General features: G+C 70.2%; 23 protein-coding genes and 1 rRNA gene. 19 read left to right on the top strand and 5 right to left on the bottom strand.

The annotated features are described in order from the left end of the window. The 9 genes from rrf to ACFYWS_RS31275 all read left to right on the top strand — a co-directional run. Window positions 1-74: ribosomal RNA gene (gene rrf, locus ACFYWS_RS31315) — 5S ribosomal RNA — on the top strand; the annotation flags it as partial. 84 nt (window positions 75-158) lie between these two features. Further along, window positions 159-812 carry an HAD family hydrolase gene (locus tag ACFYWS_RS31310; RefSeq protein ID WP_389282044.1) on the top strand — a complete coding sequence of 218 codons (654 nt, stop codon included), beginning with the start codon at window positions 159-161 and terminating at the stop codon, window positions 810-812. A 70-nt stretch (window positions 813-882) separates the two neighbouring features. Then, on the top strand, window positions 883-2,139 hold the full coding sequence (locus ACFYWS_RS31305; RefSeq protein WP_389282020.1) for an MFS transporter: 1,257 nt from the start codon (window positions 883-885) through the stop codon (window positions 2,137-2,139). Then, window positions 2,090-3,265, top strand: coding sequence for an acetoin utilization protein AcuC (locus tag ACFYWS_RS31300; protein WP_389282019.1), 1,176 nt, complete (start codon window positions 2,090-2,092; stop codon window positions 3,263-3,265). Before ACFYWS_RS31305 ends, ACFYWS_RS31300 begins: the two co-directional genes overlap by 50 nt. Before the next feature lie 112 nt (window positions 3,266-3,377). Continuing rightward, complete coding sequence (locus tag ACFYWS_RS31295) at window positions 3,378-4,193, top strand: phosphatase (RefSeq protein WP_389282017.1); 816 nt, start codon at window positions 3,378-3,380, stop codon at window positions 4,191-4,193. Between the two features lie 129 nt (window positions 4,194-4,322). Then, window positions 4,323-4,532, top strand: coding sequence for a helix-turn-helix domain-containing protein (locus ACFYWS_RS31290; protein ID WP_266711274.1), 210 nt, complete (start codon window positions 4,323-4,325; stop codon window positions 4,530-4,532). A 149-nt stretch (window positions 4,533-4,681) separates the two neighbouring features. Beyond that, window positions 4,682-4,780 carry a 30S ribosomal protein bS22 gene (locus ACFYWS_RS31285; RefSeq protein ID WP_003948845.1) on the top strand — a complete coding sequence of 33 codons (99 nt, stop codon included), beginning with the start codon at window positions 4,682-4,684 and terminating at the stop codon, window positions 4,778-4,780. Window positions 4,781-5,008: 228 nt separating this feature from the next. After that, a complete protein-coding gene (locus ACFYWS_RS31280; protein ID WP_389282015.1) occupies window positions 5,009-6,085 on the top strand; it encodes an NAD-dependent epimerase/dehydratase family protein in 1,077 nt (358 codons plus the stop codon). A 14-nt stretch (window positions 6,086-6,099) separates the two neighbouring features. After that, the gene (locus ACFYWS_RS31275) at window positions 6,100-7,149 is read left to right on the top strand and encodes a 1-acyl-sn-glycerol-3-phosphate acyltransferase (RefSeq protein WP_389282013.1); all 1,050 of its coding nucleotides are present in this window, start codon (window positions 6,100-6,102) and stop codon (window positions 7,147-7,149) included. 56 nt (window positions 7,150-7,205) lie between these two features. Here the strand turns inward: ACFYWS_RS31275 and ACFYWS_RS31270 are convergent, their stop codons facing one another. The 3 genes from ACFYWS_RS31270 to ACFYWS_RS31260 all read right to left on the bottom strand — a co-directional run bounded on the left by ACFYWS_RS31270 (window position 7,206) and on the right by ACFYWS_RS31260 (window position 10,766). Next, complete coding sequence (locus ACFYWS_RS31270) at window positions 7,206-8,438, bottom strand: DUF5667 domain-containing protein (protein WP_389282012.1); 1,233 nt, start codon at window positions 8,436-8,438, stop codon at window positions 7,206-7,208. A gap of 262 nt (window positions 8,439-8,700) precedes the next feature. Beyond that, window positions 8,701-9,525 carry an ECF subfamily RNA polymerase sigma factor, BldN family gene (locus tag ACFYWS_RS31265; RefSeq protein WP_389282011.1) on the bottom strand — a complete coding sequence of 275 codons (825 nt, stop codon included), beginning with the start codon at window positions 9,523-9,525 and terminating at the stop codon, window positions 8,701-8,703. A gap of 302 nt (window positions 9,526-9,827) precedes the next feature. Then, complete coding sequence (locus ACFYWS_RS31260) at window positions 9,828-10,766, bottom strand: HAD family hydrolase (protein ID WP_389282009.1); 939 nt, start codon at window positions 10,764-10,766, stop codon at window positions 9,828-9,830. Between the two features lie 106 nt (window positions 10,767-10,872). On the opposite strand from ACFYWS_RS31260, the gene ACFYWS_RS31255 reads away from it, so the two are divergent. From ACFYWS_RS31255 to hemB, 6 genes are all read left to right on the top strand, one after another. Then, window positions 10,873-11,160, top strand: coding sequence for a glutaredoxin family protein (locus ACFYWS_RS31255; RefSeq protein ID WP_389282007.1), 288 nt, complete (start codon window positions 10,873-10,875; stop codon window positions 11,158-11,160). Between the two features lie 313 nt (window positions 11,161-11,473). Continuing rightward, window positions 11,474-12,271, top strand: coding sequence for a redox-sensing transcriptional repressor Rex (locus ACFYWS_RS31250; protein WP_389282006.1), 798 nt, complete (start codon window positions 11,474-11,476; stop codon window positions 12,269-12,271). Then, window positions 12,268-13,905, top strand: a complete 1,638-nt coding sequence (locus tag ACFYWS_RS31245; RefSeq protein WP_389282004.1) for a glutamyl-tRNA reductase — start codon at window positions 12,268-12,270, stop codon at window positions 13,903-13,905. Before ACFYWS_RS31250 ends, ACFYWS_RS31245 begins: the two co-directional genes overlap by 4 nt. Beyond that, window positions 13,902-14,864: a hydroxymethylbilane synthase gene (gene hemC / locus ACFYWS_RS31240; protein WP_389282002.1), complete on the top strand. Its 963-nt coding sequence runs from the start codon at window positions 13,902-13,904 to the stop codon at window positions 14,862-14,864. The genes ACFYWS_RS31245 and hemC overlap by 4 nt, the downstream gene beginning before the upstream one ends. Further along, the gene (locus tag ACFYWS_RS31235) at window positions 14,861-16,540 is read left to right on the top strand and encodes a uroporphyrinogen-III synthase (protein WP_389281999.1); all 1,680 of its coding nucleotides are present in this window, start codon (window positions 14,861-14,863) and stop codon (window positions 16,538-16,540) included. The genes hemC and ACFYWS_RS31235 overlap by 4 nt, the downstream gene beginning before the upstream one ends. 408 nt (window positions 16,541-16,948) lie before the next feature. Further along, complete coding sequence (gene hemB / locus ACFYWS_RS31230) at window positions 16,949-17,941, top strand: porphobilinogen synthase (RefSeq protein ID WP_389281997.1); 993 nt, start codon at window positions 16,949-16,951, stop codon at window positions 17,939-17,941. Between the two features lie 70 nt (window positions 17,942-18,011). Here hemB and ACFYWS_RS31225 read toward each other — a convergent pair whose 3' ends face one another. Continuing rightward, complete coding sequence (locus tag ACFYWS_RS31225; protein WP_389281996.1) at window positions 18,012-18,188, bottom strand: hypothetical protein; 177 nt, start codon at window positions 18,186-18,188, stop codon at window positions 18,012-18,014. A gap of 210 nt (window positions 18,189-18,398) precedes the next feature. Further along, the gene (locus tag ACFYWS_RS31220; RefSeq protein ID WP_389281995.1) at window positions 18,399-21,386 is read right to left on the bottom strand and encodes a BTAD domain-containing putative transcriptional regulator; all 2,988 of its coding nucleotides are present in this window, start codon (window positions 21,384-21,386) and stop codon (window positions 18,399-18,401) included. Window positions 21,387-21,627: 241 nt separating this feature from the next. Here ACFYWS_RS31220 and ACFYWS_RS31215 point away from each other — a divergent pair, with 241 nt between their 5' ends. The 4 genes from ACFYWS_RS31215 (at window position 21,628) to ACFYWS_RS31200 (ending at window position 26,640) form a co-directional block, all read left to right on the top strand. Beyond that, window positions 21,628-22,896, top strand: coding sequence for an amidohydrolase family protein (locus ACFYWS_RS31215; RefSeq protein ID WP_389281993.1), 1,269 nt, complete (start codon window positions 21,628-21,630; stop codon window positions 22,894-22,896). Between the two features lie 740 nt (window positions 22,897-23,636). Further along, on the top strand, window positions 23,637-24,581 hold the full coding sequence (locus ACFYWS_RS31210; RefSeq protein ID WP_389281992.1) for an LLM class F420-dependent oxidoreductase: 945 nt from the start codon (window positions 23,637-23,639) through the stop codon (window positions 24,579-24,581). A gap of 24 nt (window positions 24,582-24,605) precedes the next feature. Beyond that, window positions 24,606-25,394 (top strand): SDR family NAD(P)-dependent oxidoreductase, encoded by a 789-nt coding sequence (locus ACFYWS_RS31205; RefSeq protein WP_389281990.1) that lies wholly within the window; start codon window positions 24,606-24,608, stop codon window positions 25,392-25,394. A gap of 127 nt (window positions 25,395-25,521) precedes the next feature. Next, entirely contained in the window at window positions 25,522-26,640 is a 1,119-nt protein-coding gene (locus tag ACFYWS_RS31200) for an LLM class flavin-dependent oxidoreductase (protein ID WP_389281988.1), read from the top strand. The last annotated feature ends 148 nt before the right edge of the window (window positions 26,641-26,788 follow it).

The raw sequence follows: 26,788 nt of genomic DNA, 5'->3' as shown, positions 1-26,788 counted from the left end.
ACCCGGAAGCTAAGCCTCATAGCGCCGATGGTACTGCAGGGGGGACCCTGTGGGAGAGTAGGACGCCGCCGAACTAATTTTATAGAAAAGCCCGGACCGGGATACGGTCCGGGCTTTTCTGCGTTCAAGGCCGAAGACATAGGGTCGAAGACATGGGAATGCGCTATGACCTCGTCATCTTCGACAACGACGGTGTGCTCGTCGACAGTGAGCCGATCTCCAACACGCTCCTGTCCGGCTATCTCGCCGAGCTCGGGCACCCCACCTCGTACGAGGAATCCCTGCGGGACTACATGGGCGCCGCCATGCACCGCGTGCACGATGTGGTTCTCGAGCGGACCGGGCAGCGGCTTCCCGAGGATTTCGACGCCGTCTTTCACGCGCGGGTGTTCGCGGCGTTCGAGCGGGAGCTGGAGCCGGTCGACGGGGTGGTCGAGGTGCTGGAGAGGCTGACGGCCGGCGGGGTGCCGTACTGCGTCGCGTCCTCCGGGAGCCATGAGCGGATCCGGGTCGGGCACCGGAAGACCGGGCTCGACAAGTGGTTCGCGGACGAGCGGATCTTCAGCTCGCAGGATGTGGGGCGGGGAAAGCCGGCACCCGACCTGTTTCTGTACGCCGCCGAGCGGATGGGGGTGCCGCCCGAGAAGTGCCTGGTCGTCGAGGACAGTCCGCTCGGTGTGCGGGCCGCCGTCGCCGCCGGGATGGATGTGTACGGGTTCACCGCGATGACACCGGCCGATCGGCTCGCCGGGTCCCGTGAACTCTTCGACGACATGCGGGAGTTGCCCCGCCTCCTTGCCCGAATCGGCTGAGGTCACGGTCAGCCCATGCTTTTGTGATCCATCTACCCACTGGTAAGGCCGAGGCCTACGCTGTGCCGCCATGACCGATGGCACAGCCGGGACGGCCGGCACGGCGGGTGGGCGGCTGCGGTGGGGGCGCGGGACGCTGGGGATCAGCTTCTTCGCGCAGGGCGTCGCCTTCGCGCTGCTCGTGACCCGGATCCCCGCCATTCAGGACCAGTACGGGATATCCGACGCACTGCTGCCCGTGTTCCTGGCCGCGGTGCCAGTGCTTGCCGGGGTCGGCAGCGTAGGCACCGAGCAGTTGGTGAAGAGGGTGCGCCCCAGCCGTGTGCTGAGGTGGTCGCAGCCCGTAGTGCTCCTTGCGCTGCTCGGGGTCGGGGCCGGGGACTCGGTGGCCCAAGTGGCCGTCGCGCTCGCCGCGTTCGGCCTGGCCGTGGGGGCCCTGGACGCCTCGATGAACATGCTCGGCGTCAGCCTCCAGCGGGCGTACGGGCGCAGCATCATGCTCGGCTTCCACGCCGCGTACAGCCTCGGCGGGATCGTCGGGGCTTCGCTCGCGTGGGCAGGGGCGCACTGGGATCTGACGCTCTTCGTGTCGTATCTGCCGGTGGCGTGCGTGCTGTTGCCGCTCTGTCTCGTGGCGAGCCGGTGGTACGTGGACGGGGGGCGGGCCGTCGGCGGGGAGGAGGCCACGCGGGAGCGGGAGCAGGGTGGCGGGGTCGCGTTCAAGGTGCTGTTGCCGCTGTGCCTGGTGATGTCCTTCGCGTACATCGGGGACTCGACCGTCTCGAACTGGAGCGCAAAATACCTCCAGGACGTGCTGGGGAGTTCGGAGCAGCTGTCCACGGTTCCGTACAACGTCTACATGGTGATGACGCTGGTGGGCCGGGCCGTTGGGGACGTGGGGGTGCGGCGGTTCGGGGCGGTGGCCGTGGTGCGGGTCGGGTCCGTAGTGGCGGCCGCCGGGTTCGGTGTGGTGGCTGTGGCGCCGGGGGCCTGGGTGGGGATGCTCGGGTTCACGTTGCTGGGGCTCGGGTTGTGCGTGATCGTTCCGCAGACCTTCGCCGCGGCGGGCCGCTTGTTCCCGAAGGCGTCGGACGCGGCGGTGGCGCGGCTCAATATCTTCAACTACGTGGGTTTTCTGATCGGTTCGCCGCTTGTGGGGGCTTTGGGGGACGCGTGGAGTTACCGCGGGGCGATGCTCGTGCCGATGGTGTTGGTGCTGATGACGCTGGTGTACGCCCCGTCGTTCCGGGAGCGGGGCGACCGATACGGTGGCGGGCATGAGCGGCCGCGCGCAATTGATGTGGGACCCGGCGGTAGCGGGGTATGACTTCGGGCCAGGACACCCGATGGATCCGGTCAGACTCGATCTGACCCGGAGACTCGTGGACGCGTTCGGGCTCGACCGGGACATGGATGTCGTCGCGGCCAAGGCGGCCGGGGACTCGACGCTGCGGCTCGTGCACCGTCAGGACTACGTCGAGGCGGTCAAGGCCGCGTCCGTCGATCCGGCGGCCGCTGATCCGTCGTACGGGATCGGGACCATGGACGATCCGGCGTTCGCCGGGATGCACGAGGTCTCCGCGCTGATCGCCGGGCAGTCGGTGGGGGCAGCGGAGAGTGTGTGGCGGGGGGACGCGCTGCACGCCGTGAACTTCGCGGGTGGCCTGCACCATGCGATGCCGGGTTCTGCGTCCGGGTTCTGCGTGTACAACGACGCGGCACTTGCGATCGCGCGGTTGCTGGAGCTGGGCGCCGAGCGGGTCGTGTACGTGGATGTGGACGTGCATCACGGTGACGGGGTGCAAGCCGCGTTCTGGGAGGACCCGCGGGTCCTGACGATCTCGCTGCACGAGCATCCTCGTACGTTGTTCCCGCAGACCGGCTGGCCCGAGGAGACCGGGGCCGACGGGGCGGGTGAGGGGACGGCCGTGAACGTGGCGCTGCCGGCGGGGACCGGGGACGCCGGGTGGCTGCGGGCGCTGCACGCGGTGGTGCCGGAGCTGCTGGCGGAGTTCCGGCCGCAGGTCCTTGTGACGCAGCACGGAGCCGATACGCACTTCGAGGATCCGCTGGCGCATCTGGCCGTTTCCCTGGACGCGCAGCGGGCCGTGCAGGTCGCGTGTCATGAGTGGGCGCACGAGTACGCCGACGGGCGGTGGGTCGCGCTCGGTGGGGGCGGGTACGCGGTGGTGGACGTCGTGCCGCGGTCGTGGACGCACCTGGTGGCGATCGCGGCGGGGCGGGAGATCGCGCCCGAGTCGGTGATTCCTGATGGGTGGCGGCAGGAAGTGTTCGCCCGTACGCGGCAGTTGGCTCCGCAGCGGATGACGGACGGCCGGTGGCCGGTGTCGTACCGGGAGTGGGAGGCGGGGTACGACCCCGCGGACCGGCTCGACCAGGCGGTCCTGGCCACCCGTAAGTCGGCGTATCCCCTCCGGGGGCTGTTGCCCTGATCGGTGCACGGGCACCTCGTGAGGGGGAACCGTACTGCCGGGGTTACTCCGACTGTGGGGTGTTTCGGGGTTTTCGGGGTGGTGGCAGGGGCAATGCAGCAACATCACAAGGGTGTTGAGCGTCGGCGCCCTGCGTGCGCATCTCTTGGCGGCTCGGCTTGCCGGGCCCGTGGCGACCTCCCGTGAGGAGAGTCTGCGGAGCTACCGCCTGTTCGAGGCGCGGGATCCGCGGGTGATGCTCGGCCTCGATCCCGAGTGGGCGTGGGGGCGCCGGGATCTGCTCGCGCTGATGGCGGACAAGTGCGGGGTGTCCGGGGACCCGGGGCACCGCACGGGGCACGACATCATCGATCCGGAACGGACCCTGGCCGCGCTCGACGCGTTTGCGGAGCGCCTCGGCAGGGCCGCCGAGAGTCGTTCCCCAGTGCTGTTCGGGACGGGTCATCCGCATCGACTGCTCGGTTTCTACGCCGCGTTGGCGGACGCCCTGTCGTCGGTGGGCTGCCCCGTCCTCACCCCCGCGCAGGGTCGGAGTATCGACATAACGACCCGGTTCGGCCTACGCACGTACAACCTCGACTACGACCGAGGAGTCGCGCTGATGCGGGAACCGGGCGCGTACCCGGTGCGAAGTGACACCGGCGCGCACACCCACTCCCCACTCCCGGTTCGCCTGGTGCTCGGTGCGCTTTCGGAGGCCGGCGAGCCGCTGCCCGAGCTGGTCATCGGGGACCACGGATGGGTCTGCGGTGCAGGTCAGTTGGGGTTCGACGCCATCGGTCTGGCCGATACGGACGATCCCGCCCTGTTCGTCGGTGAGGCCGAGGGGCAGGTGTCCGTCGTCGTTCCACTTGATGACGCTGTGCGGTCTGATTACTACCGACCGCTTACTCGCTATGTACTCAATCGAGCGTGTCTGTCACAGTAGGCGGCCGATCGCTGCTCCTCTTCCCCACTCGCATCACCCGCCTCTACATTGGGGAGTGAGCACGCAACGACGTTGAGTCACCGGAAGGGGAAGCCGGTGGCCGTCGAGTGCGGAAGGTTCAGGTGTGTCATGGCTGCTGACCAGAGGCCTCTATCCGAGGTGGCGTTCCTGACCGTGGCGGAGGTCGCCGCGGTGATGCGTGTGTCGAAGATGACCGTGTACCGCTTGGTGCACAGCGGTCATCTGCCCGCGATCCGGGTGGGGAGGTCCTTCCGAGTCCCGGAGAACGCGGTTCACGAGTACCTCCGTGACTCTTACGTGGGGGTGGACGCCGGCTGATTCACGGGGTCCGCGGACCTCGATTTCTGCTCGGCACTCGGGGCGGGGTAGGCTAGCCCCTCGTAGGTCGTGTGGGCCCCAATTCAGCCCCGCACCGAGTGATTGTCCCCGTTCCGCGGGGGTTGTCCGAGAAGTGAGCGAGGGTAGTCGTGGGCTCTGTTATTAAGAAGCGGCGTAAGCGGATGGCTAAGAAGAAGCACCGCAAGCTGCTGAAGCGCACCCGCGTGCAGCGTCGCAACAAGAAGTAAGCGGCAGCTGCTGTACAGCGCGCCTTGTGGCCCTTCCACCATCCGGTGGGAGGGCCACACTGCGTTGAACAGGCAATTGTTCACTCCGGAACCTCCCGCCACCCGCGTGTGGTCGTCGTCACTTCATGCATCGAGCAGACATCACAGCGCAACATCGAACCGCTAACGTGGGCCCCGAGCAGTGATTGCGGAGCGCGGCGGGGCTGGGACGGAAGGTAGGCGCTGATCTTGGGCAAGGTCGTGCTCGTGACAGGGGTGGCCCGACAGCTGGGCGGCCGGTTCGTACGCAGGATCCAGCGGGACCCCGAGGTGGACCGGGTCATCGGCGTGGACGCGGTGCCGCCGGCGCACCATCTGGGCGGTGCCGACTTCCTCCAGGCCGACATCCGGCAGCCGACGATCGCGCGGTTGCTCGCCGAGTACGCCGTGGACACGGTCGTGCACATGGACGTGACGGGGACCCCGCTGGCCAGCGGCGGCCGCGGCACGGTCAAGGAGACCAACGTCATCGGCACGATGCAGCTGCTCGGCGCGTGCCAGAAGGCGCCGAACGTGAAGCGGCTCGTCGTGAAGTCCAGTACGAACGTGTACGGGTCCGCGCCGCGCGACCCGGCCGTCTTCACCGAGACGACGCCGCCGAAGTCGCTGCCGAGCGGGGGCTTCGCCAAGGACACCGTCGAGGTCGAGGGCTATGTGCGCGGGTTCGCCCGGCGCCGTCCCGATGTCGCGGTGTGTGTGCTGCGCTTCGCCAACATCCTGGGGCCGACGGCGGATTCGCCGCTCGCCGAGTACTTCTCGCTGCCTGTCCTGCCGACCGTGTTCGGCTACGACCCGCGGCTGCAGTTCGTGCACGAGGACGACGTGATCGAGGTGCTGCGGATCGCCTCGCACGAGTCGGCCCGGGGAACGTTGAACAGCGGCACGTTCAACGTCGCGGGCGACGGTGTGCTGTTGCTGTCGCAGTGCTCGAGGCGGCTCGGCCGGCCGACCGTCCCGGTCCTCCTTCCTGCCGTGACCTGGGTGGGCGGCGCGCTGCGTACGCTGGGGGTGACGGACTTCTCGCCCGAGCAGATCCGGCTGCTCACGCACGGACGGATGGTGTCGACGGTCCAGATGCGCGACACACTGGGCTTCGCGCCCAAGTACACGACCGCGGAGGCATTCGCGGAGTTCGTACGCGGCCGGGGCCCGGGCCTGCTGCCGCCGCAGGCCCTCGCGGGGGCCGTCGACAGGATCGCCGCGCTGCCCTTCCTGGGCGGCGCCCGCACAGACCCCAGCCACCCCCCGACGCAGAGCGCCAACTGAGGAGCGCATCAACGATGGCGGACGCCAAGGTCATTCCGTTCGACGACGACAGGTCGCGAGGGGCGGCGGCGAAGGGTGCCGTGCGCCGCGGCCGGGGCCCGGGGGCCGGCGCGCGACGCAAGGGCGAACCCGTGGCCGTACGGGAGGTGCGGCCTTTGCAGCAGCCGGAGTCCGAACCCGCGCCCGGAGCGGGGCCGAAGGAGCCGGGCGAGCCGTCGCGGGGCGGCGGCTGGGAGCGGAAGATCGCGGGCGGGCTCGCGTTTCTGCGGCGGCGGATCACCGGGGACTACGACGTCGACGAGTTCGGCTACGACGAGGAGCTCACCGACCAGGTCCTGATGTCGCTGCTCCGGCCGATCGCGGAGAAGTACTTCCGGGTCGAGGTGAAGGGCATCGAGAACATCCCGTCCGAAGGCGGGGCCCTGATCGTCTCCAACCACTCCGGGACGCTGCCGCTGGACGGCCTGATGATGCAGGTCGCCCTGCACGACAACCATCCGGCGGGCCGTCACCTGCGGCTGCTGGCGGCCGACCTGGTGTTCATGCTGCCGGTGGTCAACGAGCTGGCGCGCAAGGCCGGGCACACGCTGGCCTGCGCGGAGGACGCGCAGCGGCTGCTGGAGAGCGGTGAGCTGGTCGGTGTCATGCCGGAGGGCTTCAAGGGCGTCGGCAAGCCGTTCAGCGAGCGGTACAAGCTGCAGCGCTTCGGGCGGGGCGGTTTCGTGTCGACCGCGCTGCGCGCCGGCACGCCGATCGTGCCGTGCTCGATCGTCGGGGCGGAGGAGATCTACCCGATGGTCGGCAACGCCAAGACCCTTGCCCGGCTCCTGGGCTTCCCGTACTTCCCGATCACGCCCACGTTCCCGTGGCTGGGGCCGCTCGGCGCGGTGCCGCTGCCGACGAAGTGGACGATCCAGTTCGGCGAGCCGATCCCGACGGACGGCTACCCGCCGGAGGCGGCGGAGGACCCGATGCTGATGTTCAACCTCACGGACCAGGTCCGCGAACAGATCCAGCACACGCTGTACAAGCTTCTCGTGCAGCGGCGGTCGGTGTTTTTCTGAGCGGAACTACGAGGAGGGGGTGCGGGAAAGATTCCCGCACCCCCTCCTCGTAGGAACTACTTCGCGTCCTCGCCGTCGACGCCCAGGCCCGGCAGGAGGCCCGGGAGCAGCGGGGGCACCGTCACGTCCGGCTTCGGGGCGCCCGTGCCGGTGTCGGAGCCCGGGCTGCCGTCCGAGGGGCTCGGGGTCGTCTTGTCCTTCGGCGGGTCGAGGAGGCCGCCCGTGTTCTCGCCGAGCAGGCCCTCCTCGTCCTTGCCGGTGTCGGACGTGGACGGCTTCGGCTTCGTCGACGTCTTGTCGTCCTCGGAGGCGGAGCCGGAACCGGACGGGGTGGTGCTGCCGGTGCCAGGGGCCCCCGGCGACGAACCGTCCTGGCTGGTGCCCGGGCTCGTCGAACCGCCCTTCTCGTCCGGGGTCCGCGGCAGCAGGGAGCGCAGCGGGCCGACTTCTTCGTCTATGGCGTCGAAGACCGAGCTGACCTGGTCCCGTACGTCCCCGAGCTGGACCGGCAGGCGGTCGCTCAGGGCCGTCCAGCTCTGCCTGTGCGCGTCGGAGAAGGTCGACAGGGCCTGGATCGGGCCGAGGGCGCCGTCGCGCTTGTACGCGTCACTGAGGAGGCGGTGGCCCTCGGAGGCGTCGTACTGCACCCCGGAGAGCGCGCGCCTGACCTCGCCCACGGACTCGTGGTCGAGCTGTCCCGTGCGGCCGCGCTCCATGAGCCGCCGCGCCTCGCTCAGCCGCGTCGACGCCTGGTCGAGGTAGGCCTGCCCCTTGTCGGAGTCGCTGTGCGCCATGCCCAGCTTGAGGTCCTCCATGCCGCGCTTGAGGCCGTAGAGGTGGTCACCCGGCAGGGCGCTGGAGGACGCCGCGGCCACACCGCTGAACGCGCCCGCGGCCACGCCGACCGTGAGCCCGCCCGCCGCGATGCCCTTGGTCAGGCGGGAGCGGGGCCGCAGCTTCCGCAGCGGGCTCGCCCGGTGGGCGCCCTTGCCCTGGCGCTGCTTCGGTACGGAGGTGGCCGCGCCCTCTTGGACCATGGCCTCCATGGCGGCGACGAGCTGCGCCCGCTGCACCACCTTGACCTCGGGGTCGAACTCCGGCTTCGGCAGCTCGCCGAGGGCCGCGGCCAGGGCCGGCAGCCCGCCCTCCTCGGCCGCTGTCGCCCCACTGCGCAGGGCGGCCGGTTCTTCTTCCGGTTGCTGCTGCGCCGCCGGGTCCTGGTCGGACTGGTTATCCAGGGCCTGGGCGAAGGCGTTCGCCCGCCGGTGTGCCGATACGTTCGCGATCACTGGCGGCACCTCCTCTCACTCAAGACGGTCGACTCCCCAGGGGGTCCTGGGGTTGCACCCCCGGAACCGGATACACACCAACGAGTGAGTGCATCCCGATCGGGAGTGACCACAGGGAGCCTGCATCCCGCACAACGAGCGGCTCGGCACTTCGGTTACGCGCGAAAGATGATCCGGGCGTGATCCCATCTCACTCTCACCGTAGGTGAGTTGGGGACTGCGGGCAGTAACGGTCCCAGGGATGAAGAAGAGGCGCCCGGGCTCAACGGGCGTCGTCCGGGAGAAGTCGCGCCAGGGTGCGTACCGCCCGGTACTGGAGGGTCTTGATCGCGCCCTCGTTCTTGCCCATCGCGCGAGCGGTCTCGGCGACGGACAGGCCTTGCAGGAAGCGCAGCGTCACGCACTCCTGCTGCTGTGGGTTGAGGCGGCGTACGGCGTCGAGCAGGGCCGCGTTGGAGAGGGACTCCAGGACCGAGTCCTCGGGGGAACGCTCCACCTCGTTCGCATCGAGCATTTCGCCCGTGGTCACTTCGAGGCGGAAGCGGCTCGACTTGAAGTGGTCCGCGACCAGGTTGCGCGCGATCGTGACCAGCCAGGCGCCGAAGTCACGGCCCTGCCAGGTGAACGTGCCGATGCGGCGCAGCGCGCGCAGGAAGGTCTCGCTGGTGAGGTCCTCCGCAGTCGCCTTCCCGCCGACGCGGTAATAGATATAGCGGTACACGGTGTCGCTGTACTGGTCGTAGAGCCGGCCGAACGCGTCGGCCTCGCCTCCCTGGGCGCGCTCGACCAGATCCATCATGCGGGCACTGTCGCTGTCGGCCGCGGGACGGCGGGCCGTAGGTGTGGCCGACCTGGCCGCGGTGCCCGAGGTGCCGGCGGACCCGGAGCGGGCCCGTCGGCCGACGGTGGCCGCGGTTGAATCGGCCATGGCGAAACATGGCGAGGCGGGGGCGGGCAGGGCCGACGCTGCTGCGGCGGCGAGGGCGGGAACGGCGTACGCGGTGGGGACGAAACCGCGCAAGCGGTCCACGACCGTCGCGTGCAGCGTTGCCAGGCCCGAGGCGTCAACCCCGACGTGTGGGTACACGGGACTCCCAGAGGCAGAGCTTCCATCACGTGCAGTGCGGGACCGTTCACCCGTCGTGCTGACGTGTGGGTACCGGTTTGCGTCTGAGGAGAATAACGCTTCGTGCAGGGAGTGCTACACCCAGTTGCTCAAATCACCGGTTACGTCACTTCTGTAGTCGCTCGACGGCGATTCAAGTACCAGAGAGTGACCACTTGTTGATCGATTACGTTCAAGTTCCGGCTCTGGTGGTGACGTGTTGTGGCCGAGTGGTACCTACGGGACTGGCGGGAGCCGGACACGGGTAAGGCGTTCGGAAACTGTCAGCGACGGCGTCGGTGCAGCGCGATCGCCGCCGCCGTACCGCCCGCGACCGCGCCGACGCCGGCCGCGGCGGGGAGGCCGACCTTCGCGGCCTTGCGGCCCGTGCGGTAGTCCCGCAGCCGCCAGTCGCGCTCGCGCGCGTACTTGCGCAGCTTCGTGTCCGGGTTGATCGCGTACGGGTGTCCGACGAGCGAGAGCATCGGGATGTCGTTGTGCGAGTCGCTGTACGCGGCGCAGCGGCCGAGCTCCAGGCCCTCGCCGGAGGCGAGCGCGCGGACCGCCTCGGCCTTCGCGGGGCCGTGCAGGGGTTCGCCGACGAGCCGGCCGGTGTAGACGCCGCCGATGGACTCGGCGACCGTGCCGAGCGCGCCGGTCAGGCCGAGGCGGCGGGCGATGACCGTGGCGATCTCCACGGGCGCCGCGGTGACCAGCCAGACCTTCTGGCCCGCGTCCAGGTGCGCCTGGGCGAGGGCGCGGGTGCCGGGCCAGATCCGCTCCGCGAGGTACTCGTCGTAGATCTCCTCGCCGATGGACATCAGCTCGGCGACGCGGTGGCCCTTCACGATGGACAGGGCGCTGTTCTGCGCGTCCTGCATGTGCTCGGGGTCCTCGACGCCGGCCAGCCTGAACCAGGCCTGCTGCCAGGCGAATCGGGTCAGCTCGCGGCGCTCGAAGAACTTCCGCTTGTAGAGGCCGCGGCCGAAGTGGAAGATCGCCGCGCCCTGCATCACGGTGTTGTCCAGGTCGAAGAAGGCGGCGGCCTTGTCGTCGCCCGCGACCGGGAACTCGGGTTCCCGGGCGTCCTCGTCGATCGTCGGTGCCTGGTCCTCCAGCTCCTGGGAGGACTTGCGGGCGGCCTCGGCCGAAGCCTCGCCTGCCAGCACGCTCCGCGCGGTGGCGGAGCGCCTACGGGGTGTGAGCCATCCGAGAGCGGACATGTCGTGAGCATAGCCAGTGTGTTCGGGGGTTCCGGAGTCGAGCGGGTTTCGGGAGCCTGTCCGGACGTGAATTCTCGGCGACAGGAGGGCCGCGTGTGGGGCGAGAATGGCCGGTATGAGTCCCATTTTTCGCAACCGTGAGAAGAAGGATCCGAGTGAGCGGATCGTCACGCTGATCGGTAAGCCCGGCTGTCATCTGTGCGACGACGCACAGTCGGTGATCGAGAAGGTGTGCGCCGAGGTCGGAGCGGCCTGGGAGAAGAAGGACATCACCGAGGACGAGGAGCTGTACCGCAAGTACTGGGAACAGATCCCGGTCGTTCTGGTCGACGGGGCGCAGCACGACTTCTGGCGCGTTCAGGAGGAGCGGCTGCGGCGCGCGCTCATTCGGTGACGTAAAGGTCACTGACCGACGAGTCCAACTGGTCCCAAAAGTCGCTTAGGATCGGGGGCGGTTTTGGTCTCGGGGGCGTGGATCTTGGCAACGTTGAGGAGAGTGTGCCGTTTTGGCCCCCACAGGTGAGCAACGAAGCTACCTGCGCGCCGGTTCCAGGGATGCGCGCGGGGCGCGCGTGAGCCCGGTCACGTTGGCCGGGCAAATCGGACACCATCTTTGTGCACGCGTTCACAAAGACATAGCCTGCATTCGACGGGGCGGTCGAGTAGCAGGGTGCCGCCCACAGCCCCGCTCTACCCGCAGGAGCACCGTGGCAACTGGCCGAACTCACCGACCGGCGACCCGCAGCCGAGGAATTCCCGAGGCCACCGTCGCCAGGCTTCCGCTGTACCTCCGAGCCCTCACCGCTCTGTCGGAGCGCTCGGTGCCCACGGTCTCCTCCGAGGAGCTCGCGGCCGCCGCGGGGGTCAACTCCGCGAAGCTGCGCAAGGACTTCTCGTACCTCGGTTCGTACGGGACCCGTGGCGTGGGCTACGACGTCGAGTACCTCGTCTACCAGATCTCACGCGAGCTGGGCCTCACGCAGGACTGGCCGATCGTGATGGTCGGTATCGGTAACCTCGGTGCGGCGCTTGCCAATTACGGTGGTTTCGCCTCCCGCGGCTTCCGCGTCGCGGCGCTGATCGACGCCGATCCGGCGATGACCGGCAAGTCCGTCGCGGGCATGGCCGTTCAGCACGCCGACGACCTCGAGAAGATCATCGACGAGAACGGCGTCTCCATCGGCGTCATCGCGACCCCGGCCGGCGCCGCGCAGCAGGTCTGCGACCGGCTCGTCGCCGCCGGTGTCACCTCCATCCTGAACTTCGCGCCGACGGTGCTCTCCGTTCCCGACGGCGTCGACGTGCGCAAGGTCGATCTCTCCATCGAGCTGCAGATCCTCGCCTTCCACGAGCAGCGCAAGGCCGGCGAGGTCCCGGTGGACGAGGCCGAGGGCGCGGTGGGCGTCGAGGGCCCGGCCGCCAAGGTCACCAAGCCCGCCGCCGCGAAGATCAACGACGACCGCAAGGGACCCGACGGGGACGTGCCCGCCGTGATGCCGGCATGAGTCTCCTTGTCGTCGGTCTGAGCCACCGCAGCGCCCCCGTCAGTGTTCTGGAGCGCGCCGCGTTGAACGCGGACACCCAGGCCAAGCTGCTGCAGGACACGCTCGCCGCCGAACCCGCCGCCGAGACCGCGGTGCTCGCCACCTGCAACCGCATCGAGCTGTACGCGGACGTGGACAAGTTCCACGCCGGTGTCGCCGAGCTGTCGACGCTGCTCGCCCAGCACAGCGGTGTGGGCCTGGAAGAGCTCACCCCTTATCTCTATGTGCACTACGAGGACCGGGCGGTGCACCACCTGTTCTCGGTGGCGTGCGGGCTCGACTCGATGGTGGTCGGCGAGGGCCAGATCCTCGGCCAGATCAAGGACACGCTCGCGCGGGCGCAGGAACTGCACTCGGCGGGCAAGCTCCTCAACGACCTGTTCCAGCAGGCTCTGCGGGTGGGCAAGCGCGCCCATTCCGAGACCGGGATCGACCGTGCCGGGCAGTCGCTCGTCACCTTCGGTCTTGAGCAGCTCGCCGCGGGGCAGTCGGTGGACGCGTGGGCGCAGGGCAAGCGCGCGCTGGTGATCGGCGCCGGTTCGATGTCCTCGCTCGCCGCGGCCACGCTCGCGCGGGCCGGAGTGGCCGAAGTCGTCGTCGCCAACCGGACGGTGGAGCGCGCCGACCGGCTCGTGGAGATCTTGGGTGAAGCGGGTACGGCCGCCCGTGCCGTCGCGATGGACGCCGTCGCGGACGAACTGACACGTGCCGACGTCGCCATCTCCTGCACCGGCGCGACCGGTCTCGTCCTGACCGCCGACGCGGTGCGTTCCGCCGTCGCGGGGCGCACGCCGACCGCGGGCAGCGAGGTGCCGGGCGCACCGGCCGCGGCTCCGGGCCGGTCCGCGGCGGACGGCGGCTCCGTCGAGACGGTGCGCGGTGGCTTCTCCGTCGAGGGCGAGGCCGCGGTCGCCGGATTCGACGCCGCCGCTCTTGAGCAGCACGGCGCCTGGGTCGACAACGCGCCGGGCGAGCAGGTCCGCCCGGTCGAGGCCTCGGAGGCCGAGACCATCGCCGCCCTCGCCGTCGCCGGACGGGTGCCGGAGATGCGCCGCGAGCGCGCCCCCGAGCCCGTACGACAGGTGGCGCTCGCCCTGCTCGACCTGGCGATGCCGCGTGATGTCGACGCGGCCGCGCATCGGATCGACGGGGTCCGCCTCGTCGACATCGAGTCGCTCGCCGACGCCTCCGCGGACGCTCCCATGGCTGCCGACGTCGACCTGGTGCGGTCCCTCGTGGCCGACGAGGTCGCCGCGTTCGGCGCCGCGCAGCGGGCCGCGCACATCACGCCGACCGTCGTCGCGCTGCGCACGATGGCCGCGGACGTCGTGGCGAGCGAGATCGCCCGGCTCGACGGCAGGCTCCCGGGCCTCGACGAGAAGCAGCGCGCGGAGATCACACAGACCGTGCGGCGCGTGGTGGACAAGTTGCTGCACGCGCCGACCGTACGGGTCAAGCAGCTGGCCGCGGAGCCCGGCGGCGCCGGGTACGCGGACGCCCTGCGGACCCTGTTCGACCTGGACCAGGAGACGGTCGCGGCCGTTTCCCGGGCCACCCCCCACGAAGCAGAAGGCAAGAATCGAGGCCCGGCATGACCGCCGAGAAAGCCCTGAGGCTGGGCACAAGGCGCAGCAAGCTGGCCATGGCCCAGTCCGGGCATGTGGCCGAAGCCGTAAGGCAGTTGACCGGCCGCGAGGTCGAGCTTGTGGAGATCACCACGTACGGTGACACCTCCCGCGAGCACCTCGCGCAGATCGGCGGTACCGGAGTCTTCGTCACCGCGCTGCGTGACGCGCTCACCCGGGGCGAGGTGGACTTCGCGGTGCACTCCCTCAAGGATCTGCCGACCGCGCAGCCCGAGGAGCTGGCCCTCGCCGCCGTACCGGTGCGCGAGGACCCGCGGGACGTGCTGATCGCGCGCGACGGACTGAAGTTCACCGATCTGCCCGCGGGTGCTCGGGTGGGTACCGGTTCGCCGCGTCGCATGGCGCAGCTGAACGCGTACGCGAAGAGCCACGGCATGCGGATCGAGACGGTGCCGATCCGTGGGAACATCGACACCCGGATCGGTTTCGTCGAGAAGGGCGAGCTGGACGGTGTGGTCCTCGCGGCTGCCGGCCTCAGCCGTACCGGTCGCAGCGGGGAAGTCACCGAGTTCCTCCCGACCGACATGATTCTGCCCGCCCCCGGCCAGGGGGCACTGGCTGTCGAGTGCGCCGCCGACCAGCGCGAACTCGCGGCCACGCTCGCCGAGTTGGACGACCCGTTCACACGGGTCGCCGTGACCGCCGAGCGATCCCTGCTCGCCGCCCTGGAGGCCGGTTGCAGTGCACCTGTGGGTGCACTGGCCGACCTGCTGGTCGACGGGCAGGTTGCCAAGGAAATGCGCCTGCGCGGCGTCGTCGGCTCGACCGACGGCTCCGAGCTGGTGCAGCTGTCCACCACCGGTCCCGTGCCCTCGTCGGACGACGAGGCGCTGGCACTCGGGCGGGAACTCGCCGCCGAGATGCTGGCCAAGGGTGCGGCCGGTCTGATGGGGGAGCGAGCACGATGAGCCCCACCACCGCTGTATCGACCGCCTGTACACCTGGGCACGTCACCTTCCTGGGTGCGGGTCCCGGAGATCCGGGGCTGCTGACCCTCAGGGCCGTGGAGGCCCTGTCCCGAGCGGATGTGCTGATCGCCGAGCCTGAAGTGCTCGACGTCGTGCGGACGCATGCCAAGGCCGGCGTGACCGTCCTCGACGCCACGGGCGCCCCGGAGCGTGCGGCGACCCCTGACGGCTCGTCAACTGCCGTTGTGGTCCCGGCTCTGAGGGACTGGGCCAATCTTGTCATGGAGGCCGCGAGGGGCGGCAAGCGGGTCGTGCGTGCGGTCCCCGGGGACCCCGGCCTCGACACGTACGCGGCCGAGGAGATGCTCGCCTGCGCGAGCGCCGGCATCACCTTCGAGGTCGTGCCCGGTATCGCGGCGGCCGTGGGCGTGCCCGCGTACGCCGGTGTGCCGCTCCGTGACCAGCAGGGCGCCGACGTCCGCTTCGTCGACGCGGCCACCGCCTCCGAGCGCTGCTGGACCGAGGTCGGCGCGTCCGACGGCACGGTCGTCGTGTCGACGACGCTCGACTCGGTGGGCTCTGCGGCCGGTGAGCTGGTGGCGGCGGGCCGCAAGCCGGACACCCCGCTGTCCGTCACGGTCGCCGGTACGACGACGCGGCAGAAGACCTGGACGGCGACGCTCGGCACGATCGCGCAGACCCTGAAGCAGGCCAAGGTGCTGCCGTCGCCGGAGGGCAACCGCCCGGTGATAGCCGTGGTCGGCGAGCGTTCCGCAGCCGCCCAGCGCGACCAGCTGTCGTGGTTCGAGTCCAAGCCGCTGTTCGGCTGGAGAGTGCTCGTCCCGCGTACGAAGGAGCAGGCGGCCTCGCTCTCCGACCAGCTTCGTTCCTACGGCGCCGTGCCGCACGAGGTGCCGACCATCGCGGTCGAGCCGCCGCGCACGCCGCAGCAGATGGAGCGTGCGGTCAAGGGTCTGGTGACGGGCCGCTACGAGTGGATCGCCTTCACCTCGGTGAACGCGGTCAAGGCCGTCCGCGAGAAGTTCGAGGAGTACGGGCTCGACGCCCGCGCCTTCGCCGGGATCAAGGTCGCGGCGGTCGGCGACCAGACGGCGCAGGCCCTCGTCGACTTCGGTGTGAAGCCGGACCTGGTGCCCAGCGGCGAGCAGTCGGCCGCCGGTCTCCTGGAGGACTGGCCGCCGTACGACCCGGTCTTCGATCCGATCGACCGTGTCTTCCTGCCGCGCGCCGACATCGCGACCGAGACCCTCGTCGCCGGGCTCATCGAGCTGGGCTGGGAGGTCGACGATGTCACGGCGTACCGGACCGTGCGCGCGTCGCCGCCGCCGGCGGACACGCGTGAGGCGATCAAGGGTGGTGGCTTCGACGCGGTGCTGTTCACCTCGTCGTCGACGGTGCGGAACCTGGTCGGTATCGCGGGCAAGCCGCACAACGTGACGGTGATCGCCTGCATTGGTCCCGCGACGGCCAAGACGGCCGAGGAGCACGGGCTGCGGGTCGATGTGATGGCGCCCGAGCCGTCGGTGTTGAAGCTGGCGGCGGCGCTTGCCGACTTCGGCGCGAAGCGGCGGACCGCCGCGATCGAGGCGGGGGATCCGGTCACCCGTCCCAGCGAGCGGCGGCCCGGGTCGCGGCGGCGGCGCGCGGCTCCGTAGCCAACACGGGGTGGGTGCCCCCGGTGTCGTTGCGCGGCGCCGGGGGCCGCCTTGCCCACCCTGCCGCCCAAGGCGGCAGATTGCCCAAGGCAGGGGCGGCCAACCGGACGCCAGGGGCGGGGAGCGCCCAAGGCGGGGGCGGCCCAGCGAACGCCAGCGGCGGGGAGCGCCCAAGGCGGGGGCGGCCAACCGGACGCCAGCGCGGGGAGCGTCCAAGGTGGGGGCGGCCCAGCGAACGTCAGGGGCGGGGAGCGTCCAAGGCGGGGCGGGCTACCGAACGTCAGGGGCGGGGAGCGTCCAAGGCGGGGGTGGCCTAGCGAATGTCAGGGGCGGGGAGGGTCCAAGGTGGGGGCGGGTGTGGATGGCTGTCCCCGGTCAGCGGTTTGTACGTAGTTCGAGGAGATCACGGTGACTCGGTACGGTTCTTTTCCCGGTTCGCGGCCGCGGCGGCTGCGAACGACTCCCACCATGCGGCGCATGGTCGCCGAGACGCGGCTGCATCCGGCTGATCTGATCCTCCCCGCGTTCGTGCGCGAGGGGATCGACGCCCCGGTGGAGATCAGCTCCATGCCGGGTGTGTACCAGCACACGCGTGACTCCCTGAGGAAGGCCGCCGCCGAGGCCGCCGAGGCGGGCGTCTCCGGGATCATGCTGTTCGGCGTGCCGCTGGAGGAGAAGAAGGACGCGCGCGGCACGGTCGGCACGGACTCCGACGGCATCCTCCAGCTCGCGCTGCGGGACGTACGCTCCGAGGTCGGCGACGACCTGCTGGTCATGTCGGACCTGTGCCTGGACGAGTTCACGGACCACGGTCACTGCGGTGTCCTCGACGAGCAGGGCCGGGTCGACAACGACGCCACCCTGGAGCGGTACGCGGAGATGGCGCAGGTCCAGGCGGACGCGGGCGCGCACGTCGTCGGCCCGAGCGGCATGATGGACGGTCAGATCGGGGTCGTCCGCGACGCGTTGGACCAGATCGGCCGTGAGGACGTCGCCGTTCTCGCCTACTCGGTCAAGTACTCGTCGGTGTTCTACGGCCCGTTCAGGGAAGCCGCCGGTTCCTCGCTGACGGGCGACCGCAAGACGTACCAGCAGGACCCGGCCAACATCCGGGAGTCCCTGCGGGAGTTGGCGCTCGATCTGGAGGAAGGCGCCGACATGGTGATGGTCAAGCCGGCCGGACCCTACCTCGACATCCTGGCGCGGGTCGCGGACGAGGCGGACGTGCCGGTCGCCGCGTACCAGATCAGCGGCGAGTACGCGATGATCGAGGCGGCGGCGCAGCGCGGCTGGATCGAGCGGGACAAGGCCGTCATGGAGTCGCTGCTCGGCATCAAGCGGGCCGGCGCGAACATGATCCTCACGTACTGGGCCACGGACGTGGCACGCAAGCTGGGCTGAGTCGGGCAGACCTCGGCCGCGGCGGTTCCCCCTCCGGTCCGCCGCGGCCGATCCCCGTCGGGAAAGTGGTCTAGCTGGGCTCGGACGTCACGTGCGTGTTGTCCGGCTTGAGCTCGGCGTCGTCCGCTTCGAGAGCGGCCGGCTTGCTGGTCACGTGGGTGTTCAGCGGCTGGATGTCCTCGCCGTCCTCGCCACCCGTGACGTGCGTGTTGTTCGGCTGGACGGTCGGGTCTTGTTCTGTGCTCATGGTGATGCCTCCCCTGTGGGCGTGCTGGGCTGGAATGGGACGAGCCCAACCGGCCGCTCCCCCGAGGGCGGCCGGTTGGACCGCGGCCACCCACCCCGATTTCAGGTGAGGCGGCCCGTCCGGCGGTCCGTCTGCCCCCCGACGCGACGGCCCGGCAACATGGAGACTGCACCCTCGCGATAAACGAACGATGAACGTCCCGGGGGACCGCTATGGCGCCGTGGCCGGCGACAGGAGTGACCGTACGTCAGCGGCCTCCGGCGAGCCCAGTTCCTCGTAGATGCCGAGGGCTTCGCGCCAGCAGACCTCGGCGCGGCCCGCTTGTCCGAGGTCCCGAAGTGCCTTGCCCAGAACGGTGAGTACGTTGCCCCGGCGCCACGCCCCGCCGATGCCGCGCAGCATGGTCAGCGCCGATTCGGCGTTGCTCGCGGCGCGCGTCGGCCGGTGGGCGTTCAGGTCCACCTCGGCAAGGCGGCACAGGGCCATGCCCTCCCAGAGCCGCTGGCGGCTGTCCCGGAAGATGGTGAGCGCCTGCTCCAACTGCTCGGTGGCATCGGCGTGTTGGCCGGTGCTGCCCAGGGCGAGCCCCAGCGCGTAGCGGCCGTTCGCGACCCGGAGGGAGTGGCCGAGCCGCTCGTAGATCTCGGTGCCCTGCCGGGCGAGGGTGACCGCGGAGTCCGCGCGGCCGGTGGCCAGGTGGATCCGGGACAGATTGCAGAGGGGGCTGGCCGAGCCGGCCAGGTCCTCGCACGTTCTGAACTCCTCTATGGCCCGGTTGAAGTAGACCTCGGCGTCCTGGTGGCGGCTTTGGTAGAAGGCGATGTTCCCCAGGATGTTCGCCGCCCAGCAGCGCGCCAGCGGGTCGTCGTGGGTCTCGGCGAGGGCGAGCGCCTGGCGCGCCTCCTGCTCGGAGCGGTCGAAGGCGCCCGAGAAGAGCCGTGCGTTGCTCAGCACCACGCAGGCCCTGCCCTCGCCGTGGACGTCGGACATCGCTTGCGAGGCCTCGTGCAGCAGGGCGGCAGTCGCCTCGTACTCCTTGGAGTTCGCACCCGACTCGGCCAGATCGACCGCCGCCCACAGGAGGTCGATGCCTCGGTGCAGGCTTTCCTTCCCGGTCGCCTGCCTGGCGCAGGCGAGGAGCGGAACCGCCTCGCTGTACAGCCAGTCCCGGCCCGTTTGCCGGTCGTCGAAGGAGAGGCCCGGATGGGCCGTCGGCGCCAGGTGGTCCATCAGCCGGTCCCCGGGCCGCTCGATCGCGTAGCCTCCCGCCGCCGTCGCCAGATAGAAGTCCAGGACGCGGGAGAGTGCCGCCTCGCGTTCCTCCGACGTCTCGTCGCGTTCCGCGCACGCACGCGCGTAGAGCCGGACGAGGTCGTGGTAGCGGTAGCGGCCGGGGGCCGCGGATTCGAGGAGGGAGGTGTCGACCAGGGACTCAAGGAGGTCTTCGGCGGCATCGTCGGGCAGGTCGAGGACCGCCGCGGCCGCCGCCAGGGAAATGTCCGGGCCGTCCGCCAGGCCGAGGAGGCGGAAGGCGCGGGACTGGGGTGGCTCCAGTTGGCCGTAGCCGAGTTCGAAGGTGGCCTTGACCGCCAGGTCGCCGGCCTGGAGTTCGTCCAGGCGGCGGCGCTCGTCCGCCAGCTTGGCGGCGAGGACCGAGACCGTCCAGGTGCGGCGGGCCGCGAGGCGGGAGGCCGCGATGCGGATCGCCAGGGGGAGGAAGCCGCAGGCCGCGACGACATCGAGGGCCGCCTTGCGCTCCGACGTCACGCGCTCCTCACCCACTATGCGCGTGAAGAGGAGCAGCGCCTCGTCGGGGGACATGACGTCCAGGTCCACCAGGTGCGCGCCGACCAGGTCGACCATCCGCACCCGCCCCGTGATCAGCGCGGCGCAGCCCGCCGTGCCCGGCAGCAGCGGACGTACGTGGGCCGCGTCCCGCGCGTTGTCGAGGAGGACCAGCGTCCGGCGGCCGTCGAGGGTCGAGCGGAACAGGGCCGAGCGCTCCTCCAGGGACTCGGGGACGGCCGATTCCGGGACGCCGAGCGCGCGGAGGAAGGAGCCGAGGACCGTCTCGGGTTCGGCGGGGCGCGGGCTCGTGCCCTGGAGGTCCACGTAGAGCTGGCCGTCGGGGAAGGCGGCGCGCGCCGCGTGCGCCACGTGCACGGCGAGGGTGGTCTTGCCGACGCCGCCGATGCCCGCGACCGCCGAGACCGCCATCACGGATCCGGCGCCCGATTCGGAGGACGCGGAGGCGAGGGTGTTGCCGAGTTCCGTCACGAAGGACGCGCGTCCCGTGAAGTCCGGGACGGTGGCCGGGAGTTGGGCCGGGCGCTGCGGTGTCTGCGCGGGCTCGGGCGGCGGCGCCGAGGGCTCCGAGAGGGACGGGTCCGCCTGGAGGATGCGCTGTTGGAGTTCGGAGAGGCCGGGGCGCGGGTCCACGCCGAGCTCGTCGGCGAGGAGGTGGCGGGTGTCCGCGTAGACGGCGAGGGCCTCCGCCTGGCGGCCCGAGCGGTAGAGCGCGAGCATCAGCAGTTCGCGCAGGCGCTCGCGGAGCGGGTGGTCGGCGGTCAGGGCGGTGAGCACGGAGACGGCCTCCGCGTGGCAGCCCTGTTCCAGGTCCATGTCGAGGCGCGTTTCGAGGAGTTGGAGGCGCCACTCCTCCAGGCGGGCGCGCTCCGTCTCGGCGTGCGGTCCTGGTACGTGGGCCAGCGGCTCGCCGTCCCAGAGGTCGAGCGCCTCGTTCATCAGCGCCCGCGCCCCGCACAGGTCGTCGGACTGGCGCGCCCGCTCGGCCCGCGCCGCGAGCTCCCCGGCCGCCGCCAGGTCGAGGGCGTCGGGCCGGGCCATCCGCAGCGCGTAGCCGCCCGCCTCGGTCTCCAGGACGCCGGGACCGAGGATCTTGCGCAGCCGCGAGGCGTACGTGCGGATCGCTGCCAGGGCCTGCGACGGGGGGTCGGCCCCCCATACGGAGTCGATGAGTTCGGCCGCCGTCGCCGTGCGGCCCTTGCGCAGCAGGAGGGCGGCGAGGAGTGCGCGCTGCTGCGGGGAGCCGGTGGAGAGCGGCTCTCCTTCGCGCCAGGCCCGGACCGGGCCGAGCACGCTGAAGCGCAGGTCGGCGCCCGCGGCCGGGACCGCGTCCGAGGGGTCGTCGGGCAGGGCGACACGCCGCTGCTCCGGTACCCGCGGTCCACCGACCATCTTCACTGCTCCCTGCCGCCACGTCCGCACGGGTCGTTCCGCACACGTCATTCTGTCGCGCCGTCCAACCGGCGCGCCGTGTCGCGCGCACATCAAAGACAACTCCCGCCAGTTTGCCTTGTTCCTGGCGGATACGTCAGCCATGGAGGACACCCATCACAGAGACCTCACGCGCGAGCCATCGAGAACCACTGGCTCCCCACTAGCTGACGGGTCGTCAGATCGGCGCTACCGTGAGCCCATGGAGACCACGGAGACAGAAAGCACCCGAAGCTCACAAACCCCTCTGGAATCGGCCGACTTCCCGCGGATCATCTCCGTCGACGACCACACGGTGGAGCCGCCGAACGTCTGGTCCGACCGGCTGCCGAAGAAGTTCCGCGACACCGGGCCCCGTATCGTCCGCGCCCCTCTGAAGGAAATGACCTTCCTGGGCGGGAAGTTCGCGCCCGTCATGGGCGCGCCCGGCGACGACGGGCCGATCGGCGACTGGTGGGTGTACGAGGACCTGCACCGGCCGCTGACCAGGCTCGACACCGCGGTCGGCTACGACAGGGACGAGATCAAGCTGGAAGTCATCACGTACGAGCAGATGCGGCCCGGGTCGTTCAGTGTGCCGGAGCGGCTCGCCGACATGGACGTCAACCACGTCCAGTCCGCCCTCTGCTTCCCCACCTTCCCGCGCTTTTGCGGGCAGACCTTCACCGAGGCCAAGGACCGGGAGCTGGGGCTGCTCGGGGTCCGGGCGTACAACGACTGGATGGTGGAGGAGTGGTGCGGGCCCGAGGCGCGGGGGCGGCTCATACCGCTGACCCTCGTGCCGCTGTGGGACCCGGAGTTGGCGGCGGCCGAGGTGCGGCGCAATGCCGCGCGCGGGGTGCGGGCGGTGGCGTTCTCCGAGATTCCACCGCATCTCGGTCTTCCGTCCATCCACGGCGACGAATGGGATCCGTTCCTGGCCGCGTGCGCGGAGACCGGGACCGTCATCGCCATGCACATCGGGTCCAGCAGCAAGATGCCCTCCACGTCGCCGGACGCGCCGCCGGCCGTCGGGTCGACGATCACCTTCGCCAACTGCTGTTTCTCGATGGTGGACTGGCTGATGAGCGGCAAGTTCGAGCGGTTCCCGGAGCTGAAGATCATGTACGCGGAGGGGCAGATCGGGTGGATCCCGTACATCCTTGAGCGCGCCGACGTGGTGTGGGAGGAGAACCGGGGCTGGGGCGGTGTCGCCGACAAGGTGCGCAAGCCGCCGTCCGAGTACTTCGCCGACCACGTCTTCGGCTGCTTCTTCGATGACGCGTTCGGGCTGAAGAACCTCGATTCCATCGGGGTGGCCAATGTCCTGTACGAGACCGACTACCCGCACTCCGACTCGACGTGGCCCAAGTCGAAGGAGGTCGGTGAGGCGCAGATGGGGCACCTGGCGGGGGATGTGGTGGAGCGGATCGTGCGTGGCAATGCGATTGACCTGCTCGGTCTGGACCGGGATGGGTGCTGGAGGCCCTGAGCGGGGGTCGGGGGCGGGGTTGGGGTCGCGGGGCGTTGCCCCGGGCCCCGCGGTCTCTCGTCCCGAGGCGGCGCTTGAAAGATCGGGGCGCTGCCCCGGACCCCGCGCCTCAAGCGCCGGCGGGGCTTGATGGGTCGGGCGCCTGCCTCGGGCCCTGCGGGCGCTCGTCCCCAGGCGGGGCTTAAAAGATCGGGGCTCCGCCCCGGACCCCGCGCCTCAATCGCCGGCGGGGCTTGAAGGGTCGGGCGCCTGCCTCGGGCCCTGCGGTCTCTCGTCCCGAGGTGGCGCTTGAGCGATCGGGGCTCTGCCCCGGGCCCTGCGCCTCAATCGCCGGCGGGGCTTGATTGGCGGGGCTTGAGCGATCGGGGCTCTGCCCCGGGCCCTGCGCCTCAATCGCCGGCGGGGTTTGATTGGTCGGGTTCCGCCTTGGGCCCCGCGGGCGCTCGTCCCCAGGCGGGGCTTAAAAGATCGGGGCTCCGCCCCGGACCCCGCGCCTCAAACGCCGGCGGGGCTTGATTGGCGGGGCTTGAGTGTCGGGGTGCTGCCGCGGGCCCTGCGGGGTCTCGTCCCGATGCGGGGCTTGAGCTGTCAAGCCCCTGCGGCGATTGAGCAGCGGGGTGCGGGGCGGAGCCCCGTGGCCAGGTGGTGACGGGTCTTGCCTGACGGGGCGTCAGGCGTGAGGATGTTGCGCACCCGTCGGATGTGACGGGTCGTCAGGAAAACTAGCGGCAGGGGCTCTCATGGCTTCGCTCGCCTACGGAATGCAACTCCCGGTCCAATCCCAGAGCACCGTCTACGCCGAACCGTGGGAGGCGGGTGCCGGTGTGGAGGATCTTGTCGAGATCGCCCGCACCGCCGACCGGAGCGGGTTCGACTACATCGCGAGCTGCGACCACGTCGCCATCCCGCGCCGGCTCGCCGAGGCCATGTCGACGACCTGGTACGACCCCGTCGCCACGCTCGGCTTCCTGGCCGGTGTCACCGAACGCGTGCGGCTGCTCAGCCACGTCGCGGTCGTGGGCCTGCGGCACCCCCTCGTCTCGGCCAAGCAGTACGCGACCCTCGACCACCTCAGCGGGGGCCGGCTCGTCCTGGGGGTCGGGGCCGGGCACGTACAGGAGGAGTTCGAGGCGCTCGGCGTCGACTTCGCGCGGCGCGGCGCCGTGCTCGACGAGAGTGTGGATGCGCTTAAGGCCGCGCTCGGGCCCGAGGAATTCCCGGTGCACAAAGGGGAGTTGTTCCAGTTCGAGGGGCTCGGGCAGCGGCCGAGGCCCGCCCAGCGGCGCGTGCCGGTCTGGGTCGGCGGCTCCTCCGCCCCCGCCGTGCGCCGCGCCGCGCTCAAGGGTGACGGGTGGCTGCCCCAGGGCGACCCGAGGGACCGGCTCCCGCAGCAGATCGAGAAGCTGCGGCGGCTGCGCGCGGAGGCCGGGATCGAGGCGCCGTTCACCGTGGGCGCCATCACCGAGCCGCTGTACATGGGCGAGCCGACGTGGGACGTCGGGCGGCGCACGCTGTCCGGGTCCGGCGAGGCGATCGCCGAATCGCTGCGGGCCTACGCCGCGATGGGCGTACGGCAGATCCAGATCCGGTTCCGCAGCCGGACACGCGCGGAACTCACCGACCAGATGGCGGCCTTCGCCGCCGACACCGCACCGCACCTGAAGCACCTGAACGACCTCAACTGACCGACAAGGCAAGGGGTTTGACGCATGGGCAAGCTCGATGGACGCGTGGTTCTCATCACCGGTGCGGCGCGCGGACAGGGGGAGCAGGAGGCGCGGCTCTTCGCCGCGGAAGGGGCGAAGGTCGTCGTCGCCGACGTCCTCGACGACCAGGGCGAGGCCGTCGCCAAGGACCTCGGCGACGGCAACGCCGTCTACGTACACCTGGATGTGAGCAGGGAGGAGGACTGGATCGCCGCGGTCGGCTCCGCGAAGGCCGCCTTCGGGAAGATCGACGGGCTCGTCAACAACGCGGGGATTCTGCGGTTCAACGAGCTCGTGTCGACGCCCCTCGATGAGTTTCAGCAGATCATCCAGGTCAATCAGGTGGGGGCGTTTCTGGGGATCAAGACCGTCGCGCCCGAGATCGGCGCGGCGGGCGGCGGTTCGATCGTCAACACCTCCTCGTACACGGGGGTGACGGGCATGGCGTACGTCGGCGCGTACACCGCCACCAAGCACGCCATCGTGGGGCTCACGCGGGTCGCCGCGCTGGAGCTGGCCGCGCAGAAGATCCGCGTCAACGCCGTCTGCCCCGGCGCCATCGACACCGCCATGAGCAATCCGTCCCAGCTCGACCCGGAGGCGAACACCGAGGAGGCGGCGCAGGCGCTCGACGACCTGTACCGCAAGCTCGTGCCGCTCGGCCGGGTCGGGAAGCCGGAGGAGGTCGCGCGGCTCGCGCTCTTCCTCAGCGCCGAGGAGGACTCGGCGTACATCACCGGGCAGCCGTTCGTCGTGGACGGCGGGTGGCTGGCGGGGGTCAGCGTCTTGTGACCGCGTTCCCCGGCCGGGCGAACGTACCTGACGATGCGTCAGGTATTGACGGTCGGCGGGTCCGGTGGAACAGTCGATCCAACCAATCTGACGATGCGTCAGAAACTGACGAGGATGGTGAACCTCCTTGGAATTCGGGCTCTTTGTACAGGGATACTTGGGCAAGAAGGCGCTGACCGACCCGACGGCCGAGCACCGCGCGCTCATGAACGAGACCGAGTACGTCATCCAGGCGGACAAGTCCGGCTTCAAGTACGCCTGGGCGTCCGAGCACCACTTCCTGGAGGAGTACTCGCACCTTTCCGCGAACGACGTCTTCCTGGGGTACCTCGCGCACGCGACGGACCGGATCCATCTGGGGTCCGGAATCTTCAATCCGCTGGCGCCGGTCAACCACCCGGTGAAGGTCGCCGAGAAGGTGGCCATGCTCGATCACCTCAGTGAGGGGCGCTTCGAGTTCGGCAGCGGGCGGGGTGCGGGATCGCACGAGATTCTTGGGTTCATGCCGGGGGTCACCGACATGAACTACACCAAGGAGATCTGGGAAGAGACCATCCGCGAGTTCCCGAAGATGTGGCTCCAGGACGAGTACGTCGGGTTCAAGGGCAAGCACTGGGAGCTGCCGCCCCGCAAGATCCTTCCCAAGCCGTACGGGAAGTCGCACCCCGGTATGTGGTACGCGGCCGGGTCCCCGCCGTCGTACGCCATGGCGGCCAAGAAGGGGCTGGGGGTTCTCGGCTTCAGCGTGCAGAAGGTCTCCGACATGGAGTGGGTCCTGGAGCAGTACAAGACGGCGATCCAGGACCCGGACCCGATCGGTGACTTCGTCAACGACAACGTCATGGTGACGTCCACGGCGATCTGCGCCGAGACGCACGAGAAGGCGGTGCAGATCGCCGTGGACGGCGGGCTCAACTACCTTCAGTCGCTGCTGTTCCGGTACCACGACACGTTCCCGCGGCCCGAGGGCATCCCGGAGTGGCCGGAGCTGCTTCCGGAGTACTCCACGGAGATCATCGAGCTGCTCATCGCCGAGGAGCTGATGATCTGCGGTACGCCGGACGAGGTGCTGCAGCAGTGCAAGCGGTGGGAGCAGGCGGGGGCGGATCAGCTGTCGTTCGGGTTGCCCGTCGGGATATCGCATGAGGACACGCTGAACTCGATCAAGCTGATCGGGGAGCACGTGATTCCGAAGATCGATACGGATCCGGTGCACCGGACGACCAGGTTCCGGTCGGCTGCGTAGTCCGTTTTGAGCGGGCCCCGGCTTCTCCCTCCCGGACGGGAGCCGGGGTCTTTGGCCTTGTCGTGGTTGACGTCGCGGGGCTCTGCCCCGGACCCCGCGCCTCAATCGCCGGCGGGGCTTGATTTGCCCACCCGTAGCAGGGGCTTGA

This window comes from Streptomyces sp. NPDC002795, from assembly GCF_042888725.1.
GTDB lineage: Bacteria > Actinomycetota > Actinomycetes > Streptomycetales > Streptomycetaceae > Streptomyces.
The sequence above is the reverse complement of the archived record's forward strand: the minus strand, read 5'-3'. Positions and strand labels throughout refer to the sequence as shown.